The following is a 3,099-nucleotide window of genomic DNA, read 5'->3' on the forward strand; positions in this document are numbered from 1 at the left end:
CTCGTAACAGGACGTCTAATGACGGTATTGGACGAATATAGAGAGCAAGAAGAAGGGATTTGGGCCGTTTACCCGCACAATCGTCATTTATCACCAAAAATCAGACTATTGGTCGATTATCTGGCAGAGCATTTGGCTTAGTAATTCATTAAGGCATGTTGCAATGCGACTCTTTACTATGCACCGTTTATTACGCACAATGTAATGATGCACTATAAAGATTCGATGTTGCCAGCCAGCCATCACTCACTGAATGAACGACCACCATAAAAAAGGACTTTTTATGCTTAAGATTATCTCTATCGCTGCTCTAGCTTTGGCTGTATCCTCTTGTGCCAGTATCGAAAATACTTTAGACGCGCCAGAAACGATGACTGCTATCAATGCCAAAAAAGGTTTGGTTACGATGCAAAGCCCTCATTCCGTGCAAGATACTGCTGATAAACTGGCGGCAATTATCGAAAGCAAAGGTATGAAAGTCTTTGCGCGCGTCGATCATCAAAAAAATGCGCAAGGTGTTAATTTAATATTAAGACCAACACAAGTGATTATGTTTGGTAATCCTAAAGCAGGCACACCGTTGATGAATTGCGAGCAAAGCGTCGCCATCGACTTACCGCAAAAAATTCTAATCAATGAAGATGCTGATAAAAAAGTATGGTTGTCATACAACAATCCTGAATACCTAAAAAATCGTCATCATATCAAAGGCTGTGATACCGAGATTGCTAATATTGCAAACGCCCTTAACGGTGTCAGTAAAGCAGCTGTCGCAAAATAAGCTATAAATGAAAATCTGAATAAACAAAAAGGTAGGATGCAAAAGCACTCCCACCTTTTTTTATCTCTAGAATATTAACTTATTAGAAATGCTCAGACCGTACTATTTGCTCATACAACTCTATTTTTAACTTCTTTGCACATTCGATAATCTTTTTCCGACCGGCAGGTATAGCGCCATACTCAATCGCTATTTCTCGCATTTGCACCGTCACATCATAGTGTGGGTAACTGGCATTACGATGAAATAAGCGCGCATCTACTTCAATCAGAGCGGCAAAATCGTGTAACTCTTGCAAGGTATCTGCCAGCATATGGCACCATTTATAGCCTCTAAATTCTATTTGCATAAAATCTACATATATCGCCATATGGCTACCCCTTTATTTATTGCTTTAAAACAATCTAAGTACTTTTACTCTAGTGCATCTACCATACGCAAATCAGTATAACCTTGGTAATTCCTTGGCATTTTTTTTCAGCTGCTTGAGTACTTGCTGGTACTCATTATTACTCATATCTAGTGTACTAAAATGCCCATAACGTAGCTGACGATAATCTTGTTTAATCTGCTCAATTTTTATGTGAGCCAATGTTAAAGCATTGCTGTCTATCAACTGACTAGGACTACTATTTTGAGTGTTTGTTTCAGGTTTTATACGCTCACTTATATCAACTGCCGTTGCTAAGCGATCAAGCCATGCCAATTGCCCTTCGCTTTCATGTCGAGCCAACGCATTATTATTCTTGCCAAGACGCTTTGATAAATGAGCAAGCGGCAGATCTGCTGGGTGCCAGCGTTTGCGTCGACGTTGCCAGATGACAAACACCAAAATCGCCATAATAATGACAGCGCTCGCTGTTAACCAAATTATTTGCTGCATCATTGAGCGAATATTGAACCACTTAAGTAGCGAGTCAGCTTGCTTGTCTTGATCATAGCCAACGACATCTTTTTGCCAATAGTAGCTGGCTTGGTCGGATAAACGGCGCAAGGTCTGTAGCATTTGATACTGCTGATAGCTGATTTGCGCGCCAGCCCCATCGCCAAACATCGTAGCCCCTTGTGCCTGCGTCAGCGCATCCATCCCTTGCTCGACCCGCTCAGGCGCTACAAAAGCAGTCGGATCGACACGTACCCATCCTTGACCCTCAAGCCAAACCTCAGTCCAAGCGTGCGCGTCCATCTGTCGCACTTCCCAAACATTGCCATTGCGGCTTGGCTCACCACCTTGATAGCCTGCCACTACTCGTGCAGGAATACCAGCAGCTCGCATCATAAAGGTAAAGCTGGAAGAATAATGCTCACAAAACCCAGCTTTGGTATCAAATAAAAACTCATCAATACGATTATTATTCAAGCGTGGCGGCGACAGCGTATAGCGAAAGTCTGTTTGGTTAATCCAGCGCTCAATAGCTGCCATATAACGTACATGATCTGACCCTGACTGGGCAAAAAGCTGCTGGGCTAAAGCTCTTGCTTGTGGGTTACCTTTATTAGGCAGGGAAAGATTTAGTCGTCGCACCTCATCTGTGAGAACATTATCAATCTGCATCGGCGCAAACTGTGCTACATCGTAGCGCAGCTGCTGCGTGACAGGCTGGTCTTTTAACAGGGTAAAATCCGACGTGATACTGACATCTTGCTGCTGGGCAAACGGATAATCGAGTCCAAATAGCCAGTTCTGCTGAGTAGGTTCTAAGATAATTTGATAGGTATTGGGGGCAGCTTTCACTGCATCAGGGACAGTCGAAAATGCGTTTTCAATCCAAGTAGGAGTGGGCAACGTAGGCTGCCATGCTCGCTGCTGAGGGTTTTGACGCCAAGTAATGCCATCAAAATCGCTAAATACCAAGCCGCGCCAATATAACTCCTGCTGCGAGGGTCGATCGTCTGTAAACTCTACCCGAAATGCCAATTCGGTTGACTGACCTAAATTAGCGAAATCACCCGGTGACATGCTATCAGAGACGCCCGTGGTCGCTTTCTGACCTGATAACTGTACTGACCATAGTGGTGGCAAGCGCGGAAAGAATAGAAACAGCACCACTAATAATGGCAATGCTCCAATGCCCAATACACCCAAGGTGCGCAGACGACCATCACCGCGACTATTACCATCATCATTTAACGCGATAAACGCCAATAATATAATAACCGCGCCAACAATCACTTCTAACGTCGTGACTAAACCTTGATCCATCAAAAACAACGCTGCAAGTACAAACAGTGAAAGATTCAACACCACATAAGCATCGCGGCGTTTGTAAAGCTCCCACAGTTAACTGATAAGGCAGAGCACTAAAAATGCCACGCCC

Annotated in this window: 3 protein-coding genes and 1 pseudogene; 2 read left to right on the forward strand and 2 right to left on the reverse strand. The window is 43.8% G+C overall.

Translation table 11 applies throughout. The features are described 5' to 3' along the window. Positions 1 to 141 (forward strand): annotated as a pseudogene (locus tag VLN09_RS12330) (LysR family transcriptional regulator); the annotation flags it as partial. Between the two features lie 142 nt (positions 142 to 283). Further along, positions 284 to 781: a DUF302 domain-containing protein gene (locus VLN09_RS11635; protein ID WP_325246698.1), complete on the forward strand. Its 498-nt coding sequence runs from the start codon at positions 284 to 286 to the stop codon at positions 779 to 781. Positions 782 to 863: 82 nt separating this feature from the next. On the opposite strand, the gene VLN09_RS11640 is transcribed toward VLN09_RS11635, so the two are convergent. Further along, positions 864 to 1,151, reverse strand: coding sequence for a DUF4031 domain-containing protein (locus VLN09_RS11640; protein WP_325246700.1), 288 nt, complete (start codon positions 1,149 to 1,151; stop codon positions 864 to 866). Between the two features lie 72 nt (positions 1,152 to 1,223). Beyond that, entirely contained in the window at positions 1,224 to 3,062 is a 1,839-nt protein-coding gene (locus VLN09_RS11645; protein ID WP_325246702.1) for a DUF3488 and transglutaminase-like domain-containing protein, read from the reverse strand. Positions 3,063 to 3,099: the final 37 nt, after the last annotated feature.

It is taken from the genome of Psychrobacter sp., assembly GCF_035469765.1.
GTDB lineage: Bacteria > Pseudomonadota > Gammaproteobacteria > Pseudomonadales > Moraxellaceae > Psychrobacter.